This is a genomic window from Pleomorphomonas carboxyditropha, from assembly GCF_002770725.1.
Lineage (GTDB): Bacteria > Pseudomonadota > Alphaproteobacteria > Rhizobiales > Pleomorphomonadaceae > Pleomorphomonas > Pleomorphomonas carboxyditropha.
This window is the reverse complement of the sequence record NZ_NQVN01000011.1, coordinates 15664-36603: the sequence shown is the minus strand read 5'-3', so window position 1 is coordinate 36603 and position 20940 is coordinate 15664. Positions and strand designations below refer to the sequence as shown.

Here is a 20940-nt window from a genome sequence, read left to right as displayed (position 1 = left end):
CGCTAGGCGCCGGCCTCTCCGGGGTGAATAGCGGGAACGATGGACATCATGGAGGATCCTCTGATAGCATCGGTGCATGACGGAGGAGGGCGAACAGCGGATCAGGGAGGGCTTTCCGGGGCAGCGGTCGATCGTATTGCCGCGCCCGGTGGTGTCCGGCTGGCTGGATGGCCAGCCGCTGATCGAACTGTTGCCGAGCGACGTCGGCCACTATCCGCGCGCCCAATGGCACTTCGTCGAGCGGCCGGAGGGCATTTCGCAGTCGGTGCTGATCTATTGCACCGACGGCTGCGGCTGGGCGCGGGTGGGCGATGCGACCTTGCGCATCCGGCCCGGCCAGGCGCTGGTGACGCCGGCCGGCGCGCCGCATGCCTATGGCGCCGATCCCGACGACCCATGGACGATCTACTGGGTGCACCTCGACGGCGCCAAGGTGGCGCTGCTGCCGGAACTGCTGGAGCTCGATCCGGAGGAACCGCTGTTGCATCCGGGCCGCGACCCGGCCATCCCGACGCTGTTCGAGAAGATGCTGTCGATCCTCGGCCGCGGCTACACGCCGGATAACCTGCTGTCGGCGTCGATGGCGCTCGGCCAGCTCGTCACCCATCTGGTGGTGCTGCGCCACCGCTCGCCCAACCGCGACGACAATCTCGACCAGCGGATCCGCCGGGTGATCGACGTGATGCAGGGCAACCTCGGCCGGTCGCTGAAAGTCGACGAGCTGGCGCGCGAGGCCAACCTGTCGTCGTCGCATCTCGCCGCGGTGTTCAAGAAGCGCACCGGCTTCACGGTGCTCGACTTCTTCATCCGCCTGAAGATCCAGCGCGCCTGTTTCCTGCTCGATACCACCGACCAGTCGGTGAAGGCGATCGCCGCCGATCTCGGCTTCGACGATCCCCTGTATTTCTCCCGCTGCTTCCGGCGGGTGCACGATAGTTCGCCGACGCAATACCGGGCGCTGCGCAAGGGGTGATGGGGACCGGCATGGCGCTCTCACGCCGGAAGGTTTTCCCGCAGGTAGGCGGACAGTTCGCCGACGAACAGCGACAGCAGGCGAGACTGAGTCCGGCTGACCGGGTGGATGGCGAAGAAGGACGCCGGGTCGGGCTCGAAGGCGTCGAGCACGGTGACAAGCCTGCCGTCGTCAAGCTGGGGCTGCACCTCCCACAGTGATTTCTGCGTCAGCCCCAGCCCGGCTGCCGCCCAGACCACCGGCAATTCGGAATTGGTGGTCGCCAGCCGCGCCGATACCCGCACCATCTGTTCGGCCTCACCGCGGCCGAACCGCCAGTCGGCGTGGAAATGGCCGCCGCCGTTGAACACCAGGCAGGTATGTGCCGCAAGATCCTCGGGCCGCGTGGGCGCGCCATGCCTTGCGACATAGTCCGGGCTGGCGACGACGACGCGGCGGGTCGAGAACAGGTAGCGGCCGGAGAATTCCGATTCCACGGCGGGGCCGCCGCGGATGGCAACGTCGAATCCCTCGCCGACGATGTCGACGTAGCGATCCTCGAGCAGAAGCTGGAGGCGAATGTCCGGGTAGCGCGTGGCGAACTGCCCCACGAACGGGGCGATCCAGCGGCGGCCGACCGGCAGCGGCGCGGAGATCCTGAGGGTGCCCTGCGGCACCGACGACAGGTCGCGGACGCGCGCTTCCACCGCGTTGATGGCCGCGAGGATCGGCTCCATCTCCGCAAGGTAGAGCTTGCCGGCTTCGGTCAGCGATTGGCGGCGAGTGGTGCGGGCGATCAGCCGCACGCCGAGGCGTTTTTCAAGGCCGGCCAGGCGGTCGGCCACAACCGAGACCGACAGGCCGAGATGCCGAGCCGCCGCCGATAGGCCACCATGTCGCACGATGGCGGAAAGCATCGCCGTTTCCTGATCCGTTCGCATCTATCTTCCGCCTTTTCCGAAAGCTCCTTCCGAAACCATATGTTTATCGGCGACGCAATCAAATCTAGGCTGCGGTCGATTTATCGATCCGCGCCGTCGCCCGGATCGCCCCGACGATCGGAGCGCCATGAGCATCGCCGCCAAGCCCTTTCCCTTCAGCGCCGCCACGATCGCCGAATTCGCGCTGGCGATCGGCAGTTTCGCCATCGGCACCGGCGAATTCGCCGCCATGGGCTTCCTTCCCGACGTCGCCTCCGCCTGGCAGGTCACCATGCCCGAGGCCGGCCGGATCATCAGCGCCTACGCCCTCGGCGTGGTGGTCGGGGCGCCGTTGATCGCCGTCGTCGGCGCCCGGCTGTCGCGGCTTCGGCTGTTGCTGGTGCTGATGGGGCTTTTCGCGGCGGGAAACCTTGCCAGTGCAATGGCACCCAGTTTTACCGGTTTGGTGGTGTTGCGTTTCATCACCGCCCTGCCGCACGGTGCTTACTTCGGCGTCGCGGCGCTGGTGGCCGCCGGCATGGCGCCACCGGATGGCCGCGCCCGCGCCATCGGCCGCGTCATGCTGGGCCTGACGGTGGCGACGCTGGTCGGAACGCCGGTCGCCACCTGGGCGGGACAGACGCTTGGCTGGCGCACCGCTTTTGGCGTAGTCGGCTCGCTGGGCCTGTTGACCGTGGCGCTGGTCTTCGTCTGCGTGCCGCGCGATCAGCCGAGGCCCGGCGCCAGCCCGCTCAGGGAACTGGGCGCGTTGCGCGAGCCGCAGGTCTGGCTGACGCTGGCCATCGGCGCCACCGGGTTCGGCGGCATGTTCGCCGTTTTCAGCTATATCACGCCGACGCTGATCGAGGTGTCGGGCATTCCGCAAGGCGGCGTGCCTTTCGTCCTCTGCGTCTTCGGCGCCGGCATGATCGCCGGCAACATCGTCGGGCCGAAGCTGGCCGACCGCGCGCTGCTGCCGACCATTGCCGGCCTGCTCGCCTGGAACGTTGTGGTGTTGGCGCTGTTCACCGTGGCGGCGCGGCACCCCGCCACGTCGGTGGTGGGAGTGTTCCTGATCGGCACCGGCTTTGCCGTGGTGCCGACGCTGCAGACCCGCCTGATGGACGTCGGCAAGGACGCGCAGACGCTGGCCGCCGCCCTCAATCACTCCGCCTTCAACATCGCCAATGCGCTTGGCGCCTGGCTGGGCGGCGTGGCGATCGCCGCCGGCTTCGGCTGGACGTCCACCGGCTGGGTCGGCGTGCTGCTTGGGTTGGTCGGCTCCTGCATGTTCGTCATCTCGCTGCTTCTCGACAGGAAGGGGCGGACCGGCGACGACGACATGCGACCGTGTCAGCCGACGGTCTGAACGGGCTTCCCGCCTTATCTCTTTGTTTTAGTGCGTTCACCCGCCCGCCATTTAGAATGGCTGGCGGCGGGTTGACGCAGTGACTCGCTGAAGGCGGTCGTCGACGCAATACGGGGCGTTGTGCAAGGGGTGAGGTTCCGGGGGAGGGTTTTCGATGACCGACCGATATGCGACCGTTCCCGAGGCAACCCGGTTTCACCTCGATTGCCGCTGGCAACCGGCCGATGCCGATCCGGCAGGCCGCCTGCTGTTCGAGCTCTGGAACCTCGGCGCCACGCCGGTTGAGAGCTTTCGTCTTGCCTTCACGACGCTGCGCTTCGCCGGCCACGATCCGGCCGCCGACAACGCGCGCCTCCTCGACCGGCGCGGCTATTTCCACGAGGTGGCGCCGCCGGACGGCTTGCGGCTGGCGCCCGGCGACGTCTGGCGCTTCTCGCTCGGCGATATCGCCGGCGCGCCGCAGCATCGCGGGGAGGGGATCGTCTCGGCCTATATGACGCTGGCCGACGGGGCGCGGTGGCCGGTGACGGTTGGTGACCTGCGGCACGAAGCGTCCGGGCAAGGCGCGGCGGCAGGGCCGGCCGTCTACGCGCTGACGCCCTGGCCGGCCGAGGCGGAGCTTACGCCGTCCGACCGGCTTCCCGGCTATCTCGTGCCGGCCGACGGCGCGACCGCCGACGAATTGTCCGCCGTCTCGACGATGACGGCGCTGTTTCGGCGGTTGTTTCCGCTGGAGCCGGTCCCCTTTTCGCTGATGGCATTGCCCGGCGACCGTTTGTTGCGCTTTGCCAGCGATGCCGCGCTCGGGCGGGAGGCGTATCGCCTCGATTTCCGCGACGACGATGTCCTGCTCACCGCTGCTGGCCCTGCCGGTCGGCAATACGGGTTGACGGCGCTCGGCCAACTCTCGCGCGGCGCCCGCGCCGGCTGCCGCTTTCCGGCGCACGGCCATATCGCCGACGCCGCGCGCTTTGCCTGGCGCGGCTGCCATCTCGACACCGCCCGCCGCTTCTTTTCCGTGGCCGATGTCGCCCGCTTCCTCGACATCCTCGCCTATCTCCGGCTCAATATTTTCCACTGGCACCTCAGCGACGACGAGGCCTGGCGGCTGGAAATTCGCGGCTATCCGGAACTGACGTCCATCGGCTCGCAGCGCGGGCCTGAGGCGGCGCTGCCGCCGCAGCTCGGCGACGGCCACCATTCGAGCGGCGGCTTCTACAGTCATGCCGACGTCCGAGCATTGGTCGCCCAAGCCGCGCGTCTCAATATCGGGATCGTGCCGGAGATCGACATTCCCGGTCACGGCACTGCCGCGCTGGCCGCCCTGCCGGCGCTCGCCGACCCCGACGAGCCGGCCGGCGCCTATGCCTCGGTGCAGGGCTTCGCCAACAATGCCCTCAACCCGGCCGTCGGCCTTACCTGGACGGTGCTCGGCGCGGTGTTCGACGACCTCGCCGAGCTGTTCCCGTCGCCTTACCTGCACGTCGGCGGCGACGAGGTGGCCGAGGGAGCCTGGCTGTTCTCGCCGCTGGCGCGCCGGCTGATGGCCGATCTCGGCGTCGACGGCGCCGAGGCGCTGCAGTCGCATTTCATGCGCAAGGTGCAGGCGATGCTTGGGCAACGCGGCCGCAAGCTCGCCGGCTGGAACGAGGTGGGCAACGGCGATGGCGTCGAGACGGAGGGCACGCTCCTCACCGTCTGGCAGAAGGCGGCGATCGGCGCCGGCCTTGCCCGGCGCGGCTACGACATCGTCATGGCGCCGGCCGAAGCCTACTATCTCGACATGGCCCGCTCATCCGATTGGGACGAGGCCGGCATGAGCTGGGCTGGGGCCACCTCGCTGGAAGCGGCCTACGCCTACGAGGTGGGCGACGACATTCCGGCCGACCTGCTGCCGAAGCTGAAGGGCATCCAGGCCTGCATCTGGACCGAGCTGATCGCCAGCCGCGCCCACTTCAATCATCTGGTATTCCCTCGGCTCGCCGCCGTCGCCGAGGCGGGCTGGACGCCAACCGCGCGCAAGGATTGGTCACGGTTTCAAGGGCTGGTCCGATTCTGCCCGACCTTGTGACGTTCTATCCGGTCGGCACGTGTACCAGCGGATCGAGCAGGCCGGCGTAGACGCTTTTCTCCGAACCGGGGATCGGCATGGCGCCGACGGCGCGGGCGTAGAACTCCACCGGGCCGGCCCAGCCGATGGCGGCGTAGCCGTAGCCGCGCTCGCGCATGGCGAGCAGCGTGCGGATGAGCAGCGCCTTGCCGATGCCGAGGCCGCGCGCCGCCTCGTCGACGCCGGTCGGCCCGAAGAAGCCGAGGGCGACGGCGTCGTAGCAGGCAAAGCCCAGCAGCTTGCCGTCCCTGACGGCAATCAGGCAGGCGTTGGGATCGCGCGAAAAGGCGACCTGCGCCTCGCTCACCCAGCCGGCGCTGAAGCGGGTCGCGATGAAGGCGCGGATGGTGTCGAGCTCGGGCGCCAGCGCCCGGCGGATGACGACGCCGCTTTCCTTCAGCCGGCGATCGAGATCGGCATCGGGCTCGACGTCGTAAAGCTTCACCAGAAGGTCCATTGGGAAAACCCGTCTCGCTGGCCGCCTGCTCTTTGCATGACACACTAAACTCAAAGCTGCGCTTCGGATAGGCTGCGGCGGCATCTTCAGAATCGCCCCGATGTCCGAGAGTCCGTTCATGGTCACCAGCCAAGCGTTCACCATCCGCCACGCCGTTCTCGCGGCGGTTCTGCTGCTTGCCGCTATCATCGCCTTGTGGTCGCCGGCGGCGCTCGGTCCGTCCGGCGGCATCACGCTCGCCATCGTGCTCGTCACGCTCGGGCTGTGGGCGACGGCTCTGGTGCCGGGATATTTCGCCAGCCTGCTCTTGTTTGCATCGGTGCTGATCGCCGGCCTGCAGCCGGCGCCGCTGGTGTTCTCCGGCTTTGCCTCGGCGGCGGTGTGGCTGATCATCTCCGGCTTCGTGATCGGCGCGGCGGTCAGCGCCACCGGTCTCGATGGCCGTCTCGCCGGTTTCATCGCGCCGCTTTTGACGCGAAGCTATCCGCGCCTGATCGGCGGGCTGATGCTCGCCTGCATGATCCTCGGCTTCCTGATGCCGTCGTCGGTGGGGCGTGCCGTGGTGATGGTGCCGATCGGCATGGCGCTCGCCGACCGCTGCGGCTTCGGCAAGGGCTCGAACGGCCGCATCGGCATCGCCGCCATCCTGGCCATCGGCTGCAACATGCCGAGCTTCGCCATCCTGCCGGCCAACATCCCGAACATGGTGCTGGCCGGCTCGGCCGAAACCATCCTCGGCATCCATTTCACCTATACCGACTATCTCCTCCTGCACTATCCGGTGCTCGGCATCGTCAAGTCGGTCCTTACCGTGGCGCTGGTGCTCGCGCTGTTTCCGGCCAAGGTCGGCGAGCCGCTCGGCACGACGGCGGCGGCCGCCGCGACCGGCAAGGCGGGGCAGGGCAAGGTGATCGCCATCCTGCTGTTGACGCTGGCGTTCTGGATGACCGACAGCCTGCACGGCATCAACGCCGCCTGGGTCGGCCTCGGCGCCGCCGTGCTGCTGCTGGCTCCCCGCATCGGCGTGGTGAGCCCGCCGGCCTTCCGGCAATCGGTCGATTTCGGCCTGTTGCTGTTCGTTGCCGGCGCGCTGGCGCTCGGCGCGGTGGTGGGCGCCTCCGGCCTCGGTAGCAAGCTCGGCGCCTTTCTCACCTCGGTGCTGCCGCTGGCGCCGGGGCATGACGCCGCCAACTTCTTCTCGCTGACCTTCCTGTCCTTCGTCACCGGCATGTTCACGACGGTGCCGAGCGCGCCGGCCGTATTGACGCCGATGACCGGCGACCTCGCGGCGCTCACCGGCTACGGCGCCATGACCGTGCTGATGACCCAGGTGGTCGGCTTCTCGACGGTGCTGTTTCCCTACCAGGTCGGGCCGCTGGTGGTGGCGATGCAGCTTTCCGGCGAAAAGCTCGACCATCTCGTCAGGGTGACGGTGCCGCTGGCGCTGATCACGCTCGTCCTGCTGGTGCCGATCGACTTCCTGTGGTGGAAGCTGCTCGGCTGGTTGTAGGCCTTCGCCCCTTGAGAACAGGTGACGGCTTCCCAAATCTTCCAGAGGTGCCGGCATGCCGGCTCAGCCGGAGGAGACACGGACATGCCCGCCTTTTTCCGACAGACCATGCTCGCGGCGGCCGCTATCGCCGCCGTTGCCGCAACGCCGGCCGCCGCCGCGCCGGAAAACGCCGGCCCCAACAAGGCGACGACCAAGCTGCCTTTCCAGGCCCAGACGGTGGCGCGCTTCGATTTGCCGTGGGCGATCGCCGTCATCGATGCCGACCGACTGATCGTCACCACCAAGCCCGGCGAGATATTCCTCGTCAATCGCCAGGGCGGCGATCCGGTCGAAGTGTCGGGCGTGCCGAAAGTCGAGCATGCCGGCCAGAACGGCCTGCTCGACGTGGCGCTCGCCCCGGATTTCGCCGACAGCCGGCGCATCTACTTCACCTATGTCGAGCCGGGCGACGGCGGCAGCTCGCTGGCGCTCGCCCGCGCGACGCTGGCCGAACAGCAGGGCGCGGCGCGGCTCGACGGCCTCGAGGTGATCTGGCGGCAGATGCCGAAGGGCAAGGGCGGCCAGCCGGGCGGCATCATCGCCTTCGCGCCGGACGGCAAGTCGCTGTTCCTCACCTCCGGCGACCGCATGCGGCCGAATACGGCGCAGGATCCCGATCTCGCGCTCGGCAAGGTGCTGCACCTGACGCTCGACGGCAAGCCGGCGCCGGGCAATCCGGAGGCGGGCGCCGGCGGTGTGCGCGCCGAGACCTGGACCACCGGCCACCGCAACCCCTACGGCCTGGCGTTTGCCCCCGACGGTCGCCTCTGGCTGCACGAGATGGGGCCGAAGGGCGGCGACGAACTGAACCTGATCGAGCCGGGCGTCAACTACGGCTGGCCGGAGGTGTCCTACGGCGACAATTACAACGGAACGCCGATCCCCAAGCCGCCGACCCGGCCGGAATTCCGCGAGCCGGCGCTTTACTGGAACCCGGTGATCGCGCCGGCCGGCCTTGCCTTCTACGAGGGCGACCTGTTCCCCGCCTGGAAGGGATCGCTGCTGATCGGCGGCCTCAAGACCCAGTCGCTGTCGCGGGTGACCGTTCATGGCGACAGCGCGCACGAGGACGAGCGCTTTTCCATGGAAGGACGCATCCGCGACGTGGCGGTGGCGCCCGACGGCGCGGTGTGGGTCATCGAGGACGCGAGCCCGGGGCGGCTGCTGCGGCTCAGCCCGCGTTGAGGCTTGTCGCCTCGCGCAGGTAGCGCCCCGGCGTCGCGCCGGTCATGCGCTTGAACATGGTCGAAAAGGCCGACGAGCTGTCGTAGCCGAGGTCGAGCGCGACGCTGGTGACGCTTTCGCCGCCGGCAAGGCGCGGCAATGCGGCGAACAGGCAGGCCTGCTGGCGCCATTCGGACAGGCTGAGCCCGGTCTCGCGGCGGAAGGCCCGAGTGAAGGTGCGGCGGCTCATGGCCAGGCCGTCCGCCCAATCGTCGATGTTCGCCCGGGGCGTCGGCGCTTCCAGGAAACGGTGGCACAGGGCGGCCATGCGGGGATCGGCGGGAAACGGCAGGCCGAGCGGACGCACCGGCAGGCGAGGAATTTCCTCCAGAATCAGCGCCATCACCAGGCCCGCCCGGCTGGTCGGCTCGTAGCACTGCGGCAGGGTCACCGCTTCCAGCATCAGGCTGCGCATCAGGCCGGTCAGCTCCACAACCCGGCCGCGGGTCGGCAGGTCGGCGACGGCGCCGGGCTTCACGTAGATCGAGCGCATACTGACGTGGCCGCTGGCGGTGACCGAATGCTGGGTGCCGGCCGGCACCCAGAGGGCGTGGTCGGGCGGCACCATCCAGCGCTCGCCGGGCATCGCCACCGTCACCACGCCGGACAGCGCGTAGATCATCTGGGCGCGGCTGTGCCGATGGGGTGGAACGACGTGCCCGTCGGCATATTCGCTGGCCTTGGCGACGATCGGTCCGACCGCCCGCTCCAGCCATTCGACGCATTTTGCCTGCGGCTCCTCCGACCACGGGGCGACCGAGCGGTTCGCCTGCTCGGCTATGGCTGGAGAGAAGTTGAGATCCATGGTGAAGTTGGCCCAGTCGAAGAAGAATTGGACCATATCACGAAGGCAGGAAGCGCCGAAACCGGTATTGTCGCAGCCTGCCGGCGTCCGAGCACACCGCCGGCTGCGCCATGGAGTGCCAGTTGACCGATACCACAGCACCGGCCGCCGTTCCGTCCGCGACGACAACCGCCTTTTCCGTGATCTTCGCCATCAGCTTCTGCCACATGCTCAACGACATGATGCAGTCGCTGCTGACCGGCCTCTATCCGATGCTGAAAGAGAATTATGCGCTCGATTTCGGCCAGATCGGCCTGATGACGCTGACCTTCCAGTTCACCGCCTCGCTGCTTCAGCCCTTGGTCGGCAGCTACACCGACCGGCATCCGCAGCCCTATTCGCTGGCGATCGGCATGGGCTTCACCCTTCTCGGCCTGCTGCTGCTCGCCAACGTCCACAGCTACCATCTGCTGCTCGTCGCCTGCGCGCTGATCGGCATGGGCTCGTCGGTGTTCCATCCGGAATCGTCGCGCGTCGCCCGCATGGCGTCGGGCGGCCGCTATGGCTTGGCACAGTCGCTGTTCCAGGTCGGCGGCAATTTCGGCTCGGCGCTGGGGCCGCTGCTCGCCGCCTTCATCGTGCTGCCGCACGGGCAGAAGAGCGTCGCCTGGTTCTCGGCCGCCGCGCTGCTGGCGATGATCGTGCTATGGCAGGTCGGCAACTGGTATGGCCGCCACCGCAAGACGGCCGCCAGGCGCGCGATCGCGACGCCCCATGTCTCGCTGCCGCGCTGGCGCGTCATCACCGCGCTGGCCGTGCTCGGCTGTCTGGTGTTCTCGAAATATATCTATCTCGCCAGCCTTTCGAGCTACTACACCTTCTATCTGATGCACAAATTCGGCGTCAGCGTCCAACAGTCGCAGATGCTGCTGTTCGTGTTCCTCGGCGCGGTGGCGGCCGGCACGGTCATCGGCGGGCCGATCGGCGATCGCATCGGTCGCAAGCCGGTCATCTGGGTGTCGATCCTCGGCGTGCTGCCCTTTTCGCTGGCGCTGCCCTATGTCGGCCTGGTCTGGACCGTGGTGCTCACCGTGATCATCGGCCTGGTGCTCGCCTCGGCCTTCTCGGCGATCATCGTGTTCGCCCAGGAGCTGGTGCCCGGCAAGGTCGGCATGATCGCCGGCTTTTTCTTCGGATTTTCCTTCGGCATCGGCGGCATCGGCGCCGCCGTGCTCGGCCAGGTCGCCGACGTCAAGGGCATCGACTTCGTCTATCACGTCTGCGCGTTCCTGCCGGCTTTCGGCCTGCTGACGGTATTCCTGCCGAATATCGAACGGTCGCGGCTGAAGTAGCCGAAAGGCCGTCAGACGGTCTCGATGCGCTTGCCGGTCTCGCCGTCGAAAACGTGCAGCGCCTCGACGTCGAGCGACAGCGTCACGTCGCTGCCGACGGCGGCGCGGATGCGCGGCGGCAGGGTGGCGACGAGGCGCTGGCCGCCGATGCTGCCGGAGAGGATCAGCTCGGGGCCGGTGAGTTCGGTCACGTCGCAGCGAAGCGTCAGCGGCAGGCCGCCGGCCTCGGCACGGAAAGATTCGGGCCGGATGCCGAGCTTGAGGCCGCCGGCCGGCAGACCGGCCAGAAGCGAGGCGGGAGCCGGGATCACCGTGTCGCTGCCGGCGATCAGCAGGCCATGGCCGGTGGCGACTACGTCGAGCAGGTTCATCGGCGGCGCGCCGACGAAGGTGGCGACGTAGAGCGTGGCCGGCCGGTTGTAGATTTCCTCCGGCGTGCCGAACTGCTCGATCTGGCCGTTGCGCATCACGGCGATGCGGGTGGCCAGCGTCATCGCCTCGATCTGATCGTGGGTGACGTGGACCACGGTGGTCTTCATCATCTGGTGCAGCCGCTTCAGCTCGGTGCGCATCTCCATGCGGAGCTTGGCGTCGAGGTTGGATAGCGGCTCGTCGAACAGGAACAGCTTGGGATGGCGCACCAGCGCCCGGCCGATGGCGACGCGCTGGCGCTGGCCGCCGGAGAGCTGGCTCGGCCGGCGGTCGAGCAGCGGCTCGATCTGCAACAGCCGCGCCGCCTCGGCGACGGCCTTTTCCCGCTCGGCAACCGGAACTTTTCGCATTTCCAGGCCGAAGCCGATGTTCCGCCGCACCGAAAGGTTGGGATAGAGCGCATAGGACTGGAACACCATGGCGATGTCGCGGTCCTTGGGATGGACGCCGATCAGCGAGCGGCCATCGAGCCGGACATCGCCGCCCGAGGGCTCGGCGAGGCCGGCGATGATGTTGAGCAGCGTCGACTTGCCGCAGCCGGAGGCGCCCAGCAGCACCAGGAATTCGCCGCTTTCCAGGGAGATGTCGATGCCCTTCAGCGTCTCGACGTCGCCGAAGGACTTGCGGATGTTGTCGACGACGAGGGCGCTCATGAACGGGACTCCGGCGGGGCGTAGCGGCGCGGATAGGTGGAGACGGCGAGCGAGGCGGTGGCCGTGCCGGCCGCGAGGCTTGCCTCGAGCGGCTTGCCGGCGGCCAGCGCCGCCAGGAAGCCGGCATTGAACACGTCGCCGGCGCCGATGGTGTCGATCACCTCGACCTTCGGGGCCGCCACCTCGACGAGGCCGCCGCCCGACGCCGCCAGGGCGCCGTGCGGGCCGCGCTTGACGACGGCGACGGCGCCCTCGGGCATAAAATCGAGCATGGTGCGGGCGGCGTCGCGCACGTCGGCCCGGCCGGTGATCGAGGTGGTTTCCACCTCGTTGAACAGGGCGACGGCGGAGCGGGCGAGCCAGCCCCTGGCCGCCGCGACGACATCCGGCGTCCAGCCGGCCGGCGGCCAGCCGGTGTCGAGGGCGACGCGGATGCCGAACCTGTCGGCCCAGTCGTAGAGCTGGCCGTATTCGCTCGACAGCCGCGGCATCAGGAACGGGCCGGCGAACAGCGCGTAACCGCCGCGATGCGCCTCGCCGTCGAGGGCCGCCAGCACGTCGGCGGCGCCATAATGCGGCAGGTGGCCGAGCGTGGTGAAGAAGGTGCGTTCGCCGTCGGGATGGGTGATGCCGACGGAAATGGTGGTGTTCTCCTCATGAACCCGCCAATGCCCGGACTGTTCGCCGAATTCGCTCGCCAGCCAGGCGCCGAAGCGATCGTTGCCGATGCTGGCGGCCAGCGCGAAAGGCACGCCGAGCGCCTTCAACGTCAGCGCCGAATTGCCGGCGCAGCCGCCGACCCGCAGTTCGTCGTGGTCGACGATGATCTCGGTGCCCGGCTGCGGCCAGGGCGCGGCCGGACCGAGGATCAGGTCGACGTTGACGTTTCCAATGACGGCGATCGGCTTCACTTATTCGCTCCGGGTGATCTTGTTCGAACGGACGGGCGTGCCGGCGTTCTCGACACGCTCGGCGGCGAAGGCGACCATCAGCGTCTGGGCGGCCGGCAGCAACGCGAAGACGGCGGCCATGCCGGCGGCCGGCCTGACGGCGATGGTGACGGCGCCATTGATCGGCGCCTCGCCGGAGGCGTCGAAGATCACCACCGGCGCGCCGGCGGCGAGGATCTCGCCGGCCATGCCGGCGATCAGCGGCGACGTCGGGTCCTTGGCGCGGAACAGTACGGCGCCGATCTCCGGCGACAGCATCTCCATCGGTCCATGCCTAAGCTGGCCGCCCTCGTGCGAGAAGCAGGGCCGGCGCGACAGCTCGGTGAAGCCGAGGGCGATGGCCTCGGCGACGCCCTGCAGGCTGCGGCCGGAGGTGACGACGTTGCGGACGCCCTTCAGGGCGGCCAGCGCGGCGGATACGTCGGGCGCCTCCGGCGCCTGCAGCACGGCCAGCGCCGGTTCGGGATCGGCGCCGAGCGCGGCGAGGATGGCGAGATGCAGGGCAAAGGTCAGCGTCAGGCTGCGCGTCGCGGCGAAGGCCAGTTCCGAGCCGCCGGCGGCGACCAGCGCCGGGGCGGCCTTGCCGAGGAAGGAGCCGCCTTCCAGCGTCAGGGCGAAGGTGTCGGCATTGCCGCCGGTCTCCTTGAACCAGCGGACCACCTCGACGCTTTCTCCCGACTGGGAGGTGACGAAGACGGTGCGGCCGGCGAGCGGCAGCGGCGCGGCCAACTGCTCGGACACCGGCAGCGACACCGCGTCGATGCCGAGGGCGCGGTAATAGGGCTCGACGGCGCGGGCGACGGCGTGGCTGCCGCCCATGCCGAGCATCAACAGGCGGCCGGTCTTCTTCAGAGAGGCGGCGGCGCGGGCGGCCACCTCGCGGTTGGCCGTAAAGGAGGCGAGGGCGTCGGCGTGCTGGCGGGCCATCTCGCGGTCGATGGCGAGCAGGCTTTCGGGGCGGGAAGCGGTCATGTCGTTATCCTTTCGGGTTCAGCCCTTGACGCCGCCGGCGGTGAGGCCGGAGATCAGCGCCCGCTGCATGACGAGGCCGATGAGCACCGGCGGCAGCGCGGCGAGCACGCCGGCCGTGGCGATCAGGCCGTAGTCGGAGACGCGGCCGCCGGCGAGGTCGGCGATGGCGACGGTCAGCGTCTTGGCCCGCTGGTCGGAGGTGAACAGCAGGGCGTAGAAGAATTCGTCCCAGCCCAGCAGGAAGGCGAACAGCGCCGACGTCGCCACCACCGGCATGGCAAGCGGCAGCGTGATGATCCTCAGCGTCTGCCACAGGCTGGCGCCGTCGATGACCGCCGCCTGCTCGATCTCGCGCGGAATGCCGTCGAAGCCGGATTTCATCAGCCAGGTGGTGAACGGGGCGAGAATGGTGAGGTAGACGAGCGCCAGGCCGAACACGTTGTTGAGCAGGCCGAATTTGGCGAGCGCCATGTAGAGCGGCACGGCCAGCGCCACCGGCGGCAGCATGTAGGTGGCGATGACTAGCGACAGCGACCAGCCGACGGACGGCGTGCGCGATACCGCCCAGCCGGCCGGCACGGCGAGCGCCACGGCGGCGACCGTGGCCATGCCCGCCACCATCAGCGAGTTCCGGAGGCTGGCCGTGAAGGCGGCGCCGGCGCTGTTCTCCAGCGTGGAGAGGAGGGTGGCGTAGCGGGAGAAGTCCATTGTGGCCGGCCACCAGCGGAGCGGCTTGGCGGCGAGGTCGGCGGCCGGCGAGATGCTCATGACGAACAGCCAGAGAAGCGGCGCCAGGATGACGGCGGCCAGCAGCAGCGCTGCGACGTGCAGGAACAGGCGGAACAGGGGATTCTGACGTTCCATCAGGCAGCGCTCCCGGCAACCTTCTTCACCATGGTGCCGTAGGCGACGGCGAGCACCGTGATGATCAACGTGACGATCAGGGCAAGCGAGGCGCCCGAGCCGGCCCGCTGGAAGGAAAAGGCTTCCTGGTAGACGAGGATCGACATGGTGCGCGTCGAGTTGGCGGGGCCGCCGCGCGTCATCACCCAGATGATGTCGAACACCTTGAAGGCCTCGATGGTGCGCAGCACCAGCGCCACCATCAAGGGGCCGGCGAGATAGGGCAGCGTCACGAAGCGGAAGCGGGCGAAGGCGCCGGCGCCGTCGACGAAGGAGGCGGCGACGACGTCGCGCGGCACCGCCTGCAGGGCGGCCAGCGCGATCAGCGCAACCAGCGGGAAATTCTTCCAGCAGTCGGCGACGATCAGCGCCGCCAGGGCGGTGCCGGGCTCACCGAGCCAGGAGCGATAGCCGGAGATGAGGCCGAGCTGGGTCAGGGCGGCGTTGAGCGCGCCGTATTCGGGATTGTAGATCAGCCGCCACAGCGTGGCGTTGACGACGGTCGGCAGCGCCCAGGGCAGGATCATCAAGGCCCTGAGCAGGGTGCGGCCGCGGAACTGCTGGTTCAGGAGCAGGGCGGCGAGCACGCCGAACACCATTTCCGTCGTTACCACCACCAGGGCGAAAAAGGTGGTCGTGAACAGCGTGCGGCCGAAGGCATTGCCGGAGACGAGGCGGACGTAGTTGTCGAAGCCGACGTAGCTGCCGGAGGTGCCGACCAGCCTGGCGTCGGTGAAGGAGAGCTGCACGGTGTCGGCCAGAGGCCAGCCGATGACGGCCACCATGACGATGAGGAGCGGCAGCATGAGCAGCCACGCCCGGGTGGTGATCCAGGTGCCGGACATGCGGTGTCCTCGTCGGATGATCACGAAGCGGGGGACCGGGCGCCGCAGGGCGCCCGGCATGGTCGGGCGCTCAGAGGCCGCTGTTGTCGGCGGCGGTCTTCAGCGCGTCCTCGGGGCTCGACTGGCCGAGCAGGGCTTCCTGGATCGCCTGCTGCAGGGCGACCGAGATCTCCTGATACTTCGGCGTGGTCGGGCGCGGATACATGGCGGCGAGACCGACCTTGGCGGCGGCGATCAGCTCTTCCTGGCCGGTGGTGACGGCCGGATCCTCGTAGGACGACGCCCAGATCGGCAGGCTGAGCTTGGCATAGGCGTTCTGCGTCGCCTGCGACGTCATGAACACGATGTACTTCCACGCCTCGTCCTGGTGCTTGCTGGCGGTGGTGATGCCGAGGCCCATCGAGCCGTTGACGGCCGACGCCTCGCTCTTGCCGGCAACGCCCGGCGCCGGCACCACGCCGACCTTGCCGGCGACCTTCGAATCCTTCGGGTCGTTGGCCATGTTGTACATGTAGGTCCAGTTGAGGGCGAAGGCGGCGTCGCCGTTCTCGAACACCTTGCGGACGTCTTCCTCCAGGAATTCCTTGGAATTCGGGTTGGTGACGCCGGAGGTGTAGGTGTCGACCATGTACTTCAGCGCGTCGAGGCCGCCGCCCTCCTGGAAGGCCGGCTTGCCGTCCTTCAGGAAGTCGCCGCCGAAGGCGCTGACCAGCGTGGTGTAGTCGCAGATGGCGGCCTCCGCCTGCGCCCAGCTCCAGGCGATCGGCGAGGCGAGGATGCCCTTGTCCTTGATGATCTTGGCGTCGGCGGCCAGTTCCTCCCAGGTCCTGGGCGGATTGGCGATGCCGGCCTTCTCCAGGATTTCCTTGTTGTAGAACAGGTACTTGGTGTCGAGAATCCACGGCATGCCGTAGAACTTGTCGTCATACTTGACGGTGGTCCAGGCGCCGGGCAGCACGCCGGCCTTCATCTCGTCGGTGATCTTGGAGGTGACGTCGACCAGCACGTTGTTGGCGGCGAATTCGGCCGGCCAGATCACGTCGAACAGCACGACGTCATAGGCGTTGCCGGCGCCCTGCGCGAGCACGGTCTTGTCGTGCAGGCCCTCGTAGGGAACGAACTCCAGATTGACCTTGATGTCCGGATTGGCCTTGGTGAAGGCCTCGGTCATGGCGCGAACGTCGGCTTCGCTATAGGCGGCCTGGGCCATGAACAGCGCATTGATCTGGGTTTCGGCGAAGGCCGGAACGGCGAGCGGTGCCGTCAGCAGCGTCGCCGAGAGAAGTGTCCTGCTGAAAAACCTGTTCATCGTGGGCTCCCTTTGGTCGGTGACTACGCGGAAGGGATCGCGGCGGCAGACTGCCGCCACGACCGGTCATTTGGTGGCCCGGAAGGGCCGCTGGATGGAGCGTCGTCACACCTTTGGGGCGGACTAGCGTTCCCCGGAACTCTGTCGGTTCCTTATTAAGTCAAATTGCTTGACTTATTCGTGGGGGAAATATCAAGTGCTGTCAAGATGGATTTGGGCATGAACGAACAGCGGCCGATCCGCGCCAAGAGCGGCGCCAACCAGGAGGGGACCAGCGCCCACAACCGGCGCGTCATCATCGACGCGCTGCGGGTGAACGGCGCCCTGTCGCGTGCCGATCTCGCCCGCGCCACCGGCCTCACCAAGCAGGCGGTGTCCAATCTTATCGAAACGCTGGAGAGCGAGGGCCTGGTCGCGTCCGAAGACCTGGTGCGCAAGGGCAGGGGGCAGCCGTCCACGCCCTATCGCCTGGTGGCGAACGGCGCCTATGCCATCGGCTTGCAGATCGACCGCCACGTCAGCCGCGTCATCGTGGTGGACCTCGTCGGCAATATCCTGGCCCGCGCCACCGCCAGGGTGCCGCCGCGTTCCCCGGAGGAAGGCGCCGAGGTGGTGCTCGACCTTCTGGCCGGCGTCAGGACGGAATTTTCCGCCAGGCGACCGGACGCCGAGGCGCGCATCGCCGGCATCGGCGTCGCCATGCCCGGCCCGTTCGGCGTCGAGATCGCCGACGACAGCCTCTGGCTGATGCAGGCCTGGCAGAGCTTTCCCCTGCTCGACCGGCTGGCCGCCGGCACCGGCCTTGCCGTCAGCCTGCAGAACGACGCCGCCGCCTGCGCCACCGCCGAGCGCATGGTCGGCGCCGCCCATGGCCTCGATCACGTCGTCTGCATCTACGTCGGCTACGGCATCGGCGCCGGGCTGATCCTCGGCGGCGAACTCTATGGCGGCGCCAATGGCAACGCCGGCGAGATCGGCATGGTGTTGCTCGGCGGGCCGGACGATCCGACGCCGCTCGAGCATCGCGCATCCATCGCCTCGCTCTATGCCATGGTCGATATCGACCCGGCCGATCCCGGGCAGTTCGCCAAGCTGGAAACCCTCGTCCAGACCGGCGACCGGCGCGTCGCCGCCTGGATCGACCGGGCGGCGCACGATCTCAGGCTGGCCGTTCACACGGCGGAGACGCTGTTCGATCCGCAGACCGTCATCCTGTCGAGCAGCGTGCCCGGTTCGCTGATGCCCAGGCTGATGGCGGCCATCGAGCCGCTGCGCCCCTCCCTGTCGCCGACGGCCGGCCGCGCCATTCCCCGCCTCCGGCTCGGCATGACCGACCCCTGGGCGGTGGCGATCGGCGCCGCCGCCGATCCCATCCGGCGTGCCTTCGATCCCAGCTTCTCGGCGATCCTGAAGCGGCAGGGAGAATGATGGGGCGTCGGGCCAACAAATTTCCTGACAGAGAATTGTCATCCCCTGTTGTTTGCCGCTAATCTTTCAGCGTTACGGGCATAGAGAAAAACCGGCCCATCGCACTTCCAGGGGAACCAAGCACCATGACCAACCGCATCCTCCGCGGCCTTGCCGCCGCCGCGCTTCTCGCTGCCTCGGCTGTCGCCGTCCATGCCGAGGAGACGCTGAAGATCGGCACCGAGGGCGCCTATCCGCCCTTCAACTACGTGGACACCGACGGCTCCATCAAGGGCTTCGACGTCGAGATCGGCCTTGCCCTCTGCGAGAAGATGAAGGTCAAGTGCGAGGTGGTGGCCCAGGACTGGGACGGCATCATCCCGGCGCTGCTCGCCAAGAAATACGACATGATCATCGCCTCGATGTTCATCACCGAGGAGCGCAAGAAGGTCGTCGACTTCACCAAGCCCTACTACAAGGCGGCGATGACTCACGTCATCCCGAAGGACAGCGACATCACCGAGTTCTCCGACGCGGCGCTGTCCGGCAAGATTATCGGCGCGCAGGCCGGCACGACGCAGGCCGAGTACATCGAGAAGACCTACCCGAGCGCCACGCTGAAGACCTATCCGACGCAGGACGAGGCCAATCTCGACCTCGCCGCCGGCCGCCTCGACCTGCAGGTCGGCGACTTCCTGCCGATGTTCGACTGGGTGGGCAAGGAGGCGGGCGCCTGCTGCAAGCTGGCCGGCGAGCCGATCACCGATCCCGCCTTCGTCGGCGAGGGCGTCGGCATCGCCGTCCGCAAGGAGGATGGCGTGCTCAAGGAGGCGATCAACAAGGCGATCGACGAGGTGGTGGCCGACGGCACCTACAAGACGATCAACGACAAGTATTTCAAGATCAACCTCTACTCTCTGAAGTGAGGTTCGGGCAGGCCGTTTGCCGCCTGCACCGACCGATCCCACGCCGGCCGGGATGGCTTTCCGGCCGGTATCCGTCTTCTCACGAAGGACATTGCCCCATCCGGTTGTTGCACCTTGACGGACGGTTCGTCTATGAAAGCGCTTTCCATCAAGGTGTCCGAATGGCCAGCACATATCCCGTCTATCGTTTCGATTCCTTCATCGTCCGTACGCCGTCGTCCTCGGTGGTGAACGGCCTCCGTGCCGACGACCGCGGCAATCCGACCTATGCCGGCGTTCTTGCCGAGCATGCCGCCTATATTCACGCGGTGAGTCGCGCCGGCGTCGAGGTGACGGTGCTGCCGCCGCTCGAAGCCTTCCCCGATTCCATCTTCGTCGAGGACCCGGCGCTGGTGTTTCCCGAGGGCGCCATCCTGCTGCGTCCGGGCGCGCCGACCCGCGCCGGCGAGACCGCCGAGATCGCCCCGGTGCTGAAGCGCCTGTTTTCGAGCGTGCTCGACCTGCCGCGCGGCTACGCCGACGGCGGCGACGTGCTGACCACGCAGAACAGCGTGATGATCGGCCTCTCCGCCCGCACCAACCGCGAGGGCGCCGAGGCGCTGATCGAAAGTCTCGCCAGGCTCGGCCGCAAGGGCGAGATCGTCGAGACGCCCAAGGACGTGCTGCACTTCAAGACCGATTGCTCGCTCCTCGACGAGGAGACGGTGCTGACCACCGAGCGGCTGGAGCGCTCCGGCGTGTTCAAGGGCTTCAGGACGCTCCTGGTGCCGGCCGGCGAGGAAGCCGCCGCCAACGCGCTGCGCGTCAACGACGTGGTTTTCGTCGGCTCCGACTACCCGCGCACCGCCGAACTGCTGGCGGCCAAGGGCTATGACGTGGTGCCGCTCAGGACGACGGAAATCGGCAAGATCGACGCCGGCCTCTCCTGCATGTCGTTGCGCTGGCGGCGCGGCTGAGCCCCGCGGGCTCACGACCGGATAATTGATGTCAAGGAAAAGGGAAACGTCCCAAATGACGAATATCGTTGTCAAAACGGCGCTGGCGTTCGCCATCGCCTCGTCGGTGGCGCTGCCGGCGCTGGCCGAGGATGTGCTGAGGATCGGCATGACGCCGGAGCCCTATCTGCCGTTCGGCCAGGTCAATGCCGCCGGCGAGTGGGAAGGCATCGAGGCCGATATCACCCACGCCCTCTGCGAGCGCATGCAGGTGAAGTGCGAGATTTCCGCCATGGCCTTCGACGGCCTGCTGCCGGCCCTCAAGGAGAACAAGCTCGACGTGGCGGTCGGCGCCTTCTCGATCACCGACGAGCGCAAGCAGACGGTGGACTTCAGCGCCTCCTACTACACCGAGGGCACGTCGCTGGTCGGCCCGAAGTCGGAGGCGGTCACGGTCGGCACGGCCGACGCGCCGGACGGCAGCAAGATCCTCGATCCCAAGACCTTCGAGGGCAAGATCGTCGGCGTGCAGGCGTCGACCGTCCAGCACCAGTATCTGACCAAGTATTATCCCGATGCCGAGGTGAAGGCCTACGACACCGCCGACAACTCGATGGCCGACCTCGCCGCCGGCCGCATCGACTTCGTGCTGTCGCCGGATCTCTACCTCCATACCTTCCTGGCGACGCCGCAGGGCGCCGACTTCGACATCAAGGCCGCGGCGCCGGACAACAAGGTGCTCGGCGAGGGCGTCGGCTATGTGGTCAAGAAGGGCGACGCGGCGACGCTGAAGAAGGTCGACGACGCGCTCGCCTCGATCAAGGCCGACGGCACGCTCGACAAGAGCATCGCCCGCTGGGTCGACGGGGTGAAGTGATCCTCTCCCGC

19 protein-coding genes are annotated in these 20940 nt (G+C 68.0%); 10 read left to right on the top strand and 9 right to left on the bottom strand.

Annotation, left to right across the window (positions count from 1 at the left end):
* The first annotated feature begins 76 nt into the window (after positions 1-76).
* Positions 77-973 (top strand): helix-turn-helix domain-containing protein, encoded by an 897-nt coding sequence (locus CJ014_RS16125; RefSeq protein WP_100081515.1) that lies wholly within the window; start codon positions 77-79, stop codon positions 971-973.
* Positions 974-993: 20 nt separating this feature from the next.
* Here the strand turns inward: CJ014_RS16125 and CJ014_RS16120 are convergent, their stop codons facing one another.
* Positions 994-1869 (bottom strand): LysR family transcriptional regulator, encoded by an 876-nt coding sequence (locus CJ014_RS16120; RefSeq protein ID WP_207765772.1) that lies wholly within the window; start codon positions 1867-1869, stop codon positions 994-996.
* 151 nt (positions 1870-2020) lie between these two features.
* Here CJ014_RS16120 and CJ014_RS16115 point away from each other — a divergent pair, with 151 nt between their 5' ends.
* Together CJ014_RS16115 and CJ014_RS16110 are read left to right on the top strand one after the other, a co-directional pair.
* Entirely contained in the window at positions 2021-3241 is a 1221-nt protein-coding gene (locus tag CJ014_RS16115) for an MFS transporter (protein ID WP_100081513.1), read from the top strand.
* A gap of 154 nt (positions 3242-3395) precedes the next feature.
* Positions 3396-5312, top strand: coding sequence for a beta-N-acetylhexosaminidase (locus CJ014_RS16110; protein WP_100081512.1), 1917 nt, complete (start codon positions 3396-3398; stop codon positions 5310-5312).
* Positions 5313-5316: 4 nt separating this feature from the next.
* Here the strand turns inward: CJ014_RS16110 and CJ014_RS16105 are convergent, their stop codons facing one another.
* Positions 5317-5808, bottom strand: coding sequence for a GNAT family N-acetyltransferase (locus CJ014_RS16105; RefSeq protein ID WP_100081511.1), 492 nt, complete (start codon positions 5806-5808; stop codon positions 5317-5319).
* A gap of 118 nt (positions 5809-5926) precedes the next feature.
* Here CJ014_RS16105 and CJ014_RS16100 point away from each other — a divergent pair, with 118 nt between their 5' ends.
* Entirely contained in the window at positions 5927-7318 is a 1392-nt protein-coding gene (locus CJ014_RS16100; protein WP_100081510.1) for an SLC13 family permease, read from the top strand.
* 84 nt (positions 7319-7402) lie between these two features.
* Positions 7403-8545 carry a PQQ-dependent sugar dehydrogenase gene (locus CJ014_RS16095; protein ID WP_100081509.1) on the top strand — a complete coding sequence of 381 codons (1143 nt, stop codon included), beginning with the start codon at positions 7403-7405 and terminating at the stop codon, positions 8543-8545.
* On the opposite strand, the gene CJ014_RS16090 is transcribed toward CJ014_RS16095, so the two are convergent.
* Entirely contained in the window at positions 8532-9425 is an 894-nt protein-coding gene (locus CJ014_RS16090; RefSeq protein WP_245427396.1) for an AraC family transcriptional regulator, read from the bottom strand. The two genes, CJ014_RS16095 and CJ014_RS16090, sit on opposite strands and share 14 nt — an antisense overlap.
* Positions 9426-9511: 86 nt before the next feature.
* Between CJ014_RS16090 and CJ014_RS16085 the strand changes: the two genes are divergently transcribed.
* Positions 9512-10720, top strand: coding sequence for an MFS transporter (locus CJ014_RS16085; RefSeq protein WP_245427395.1), 1209 nt, complete (start codon positions 9512-9514; stop codon positions 10718-10720).
* Between the two features lie 11 nt (positions 10721-10731).
* Here CJ014_RS16085 and CJ014_RS16080 read toward each other — a convergent pair whose 3' ends face one another.
* From CJ014_RS16080 to CJ014_RS16055, 6 genes are all read right to left on the bottom strand, one after another.
* Positions 10732-11805, bottom strand: a complete 1074-nt coding sequence (locus CJ014_RS16080; protein WP_100081507.1) for an ABC transporter ATP-binding protein — start codon at positions 11803-11805, stop codon at positions 10732-10734.
* Positions 11802-12716: a carbohydrate kinase family protein gene (locus CJ014_RS16075; RefSeq protein WP_100081506.1), complete on the bottom strand. Its 915-nt coding sequence runs from the start codon at positions 12714-12716 to the stop codon at positions 11802-11804. Before CJ014_RS16075 ends, CJ014_RS16080 begins: the two co-directional genes overlap by 4 nt.
* Positions 12717-13727: an SIS domain-containing protein gene (locus CJ014_RS16070; RefSeq protein ID WP_100081505.1), complete on the bottom strand. Its 1011-nt coding sequence runs from the start codon at positions 13725-13727 to the stop codon at positions 12717-12719. It abuts the gene before it with no gap.
* Between the two features lie 18 nt (positions 13728-13745).
* Positions 13746-14591 (bottom strand): carbohydrate ABC transporter permease, encoded by an 846-nt coding sequence (locus tag CJ014_RS16065; RefSeq protein WP_100081504.1) that lies wholly within the window; start codon positions 14589-14591, stop codon positions 13746-13748.
* Complete coding sequence (locus tag CJ014_RS16060; RefSeq protein WP_100081503.1) at positions 14591-15475, bottom strand: carbohydrate ABC transporter permease; 885 nt, start codon at positions 15473-15475, stop codon at positions 14591-14593. Before CJ014_RS16060 ends, CJ014_RS16065 begins: the two co-directional genes overlap by 1 nt.
* Before the next feature lie 70 nt (positions 15476-15545).
* Positions 15546-16784, bottom strand: a complete 1239-nt coding sequence (locus tag CJ014_RS16055) for an extracellular solute-binding protein (protein WP_100081502.1) — start codon at positions 16782-16784, stop codon at positions 15546-15548.
* Positions 16785-17003: 219 nt separating this feature from the next.
* Between CJ014_RS16055 and CJ014_RS16050 the strand changes: the two genes are divergently transcribed.
* The 4 genes from CJ014_RS16050 (at position 17004) to CJ014_RS16035 (ending at position 20929) form a co-directional block, all read left to right on the top strand.
* Positions 17004-18212, top strand: coding sequence for an ROK family transcriptional regulator (locus CJ014_RS16050; RefSeq protein WP_100081618.1), 1209 nt, complete (start codon positions 17004-17006; stop codon positions 18210-18212).
* Positions 18213-18337: 125 nt separating this feature from the next.
* Complete coding sequence (locus tag CJ014_RS16045; RefSeq protein WP_100081501.1) at positions 18338-19117, top strand: ABC transporter substrate-binding protein; 780 nt, start codon at positions 18338-18340, stop codon at positions 19115-19117.
* 161 nt (positions 19118-19278) lie between these two features.
* A complete protein-coding gene (locus CJ014_RS16040; RefSeq protein ID WP_100081500.1) occupies positions 19279-20073 on the top strand; it encodes a dimethylarginine dimethylaminohydrolase family protein in 795 nt (264 codons plus the stop codon).
* A gap of 55 nt (positions 20074-20128) precedes the next feature.
* Positions 20129-20929 carry a transporter substrate-binding domain-containing protein gene (locus tag CJ014_RS16035; protein WP_165790864.1) on the top strand — a complete coding sequence of 267 codons (801 nt, stop codon included), beginning with the start codon at positions 20129-20131 and terminating at the stop codon, positions 20927-20929.
* Positions 20930-20940: the final 11 nt, after the last annotated feature.